This window comes from Streptacidiphilus sp. BW17 (genome assembly GCF_041262485.1).
Lineage (GTDB): Bacteria > Actinomycetota > Actinomycetes > Streptomycetales > Streptomycetaceae > Streptacidiphilus.
On record NZ_JBGCCR010000091.1, the window covers coordinates 1 to 1067 of the forward strand.

Genomic DNA, 1067 nt, shown 5'->3' on the forward strand with positions numbered 1-1067 from the left:
TCGCGCATCGGGATGCGGACCTGGCGTTCGTCGGCGACGTCGGCGGCGAGGTCGTAGCCGGCGTCGACGTGGCGGATGACGCCCATGCCCGGGTCGTTGGTCAGCACCCGACGGATCTTCTCCCCCGCCAACTTCGTCCCGTCCGCGACCGACACCTGACCCGCATGGATCGAACGACCCATCCCCACACCACCACCATGGTGGATCGACACCCACGACGCACCCGACGCCACGTTCACCATCGCGTTCAACAACGGCCAGTCCGCGATCGCGTCGGAGCCGTCGAGCATGGACTCGGTCTCGCGGTAGGGGGAGGCGACCGAGCCGCAGTCGAGGTGGTCGCGGCCGATCACGACCGGCGCCGACAGCTCGCCGGAGGCGACCATGTCGTTGAACCGCTCACCCGCCTTGTCCCGCTCCCCGTAACCCAACCAGCAGATCCGCGCCGGCAGACCCTGGAAATGCACCCGCTCCTGCGCCATCTTGATCCACCGGTGCAACGACTCGTTCTCCGGAAACAGGTCCAAGACCGCCTGGTCCGTCTTCGCGATATCGGCCGGGTCACCCGACAGCGCCGCCCACCGGAACGGACCCTTCCCCTCACAGAACAACGGCCGGATATACGCCGGCACGAACCCCGGGAAGTCGAACGCCCGCGCATACCCCGCGAGCTGGGCCTCGCCACGGATCGAGTTGCCGTAGTCGAACACCTCCGCACCCTTGTCCATGAACCCGACCATGGCCTCGACGTGCCGGGCCATCGCCTCACGCGAACGCTGCGTGAACTCGGCCGGCTTCTCCGCCGCATAGGACGCCATGTCGTCGAACGCCACACCCACCGGCAGATACGACAGCGGGTCGTGGGCGGACGTCTGGTCGGTCACGATGTCGATCGGCGCGTCCATCGCCAACAGCGCCGGAACCAGCTCCGCCGCGTTCCCCAGCAGACCGATCGACAGCGGCTTACGCGCATCCCGCGCCTCCACCGCCAGTTCCAGCGCGTGCTTGAGGTCCTTCGCCTCCACATCCAGATACCGGTGCTCGATACGACGCGCGATCCGGGACGG

The 1067-nt window shown here is 67.9% G+C and carries 1 protein-coding gene; it reads right to left on the reverse strand.

Going from position 1 to position 1067, the window contains the following annotated elements:
* On the reverse strand, positions 1-1067 hold a 1067-nt coding region (gene hutU, locus ABH940_RS36990; protein ID WP_370107300.1), incomplete at both ends, for a urocanate hydratase.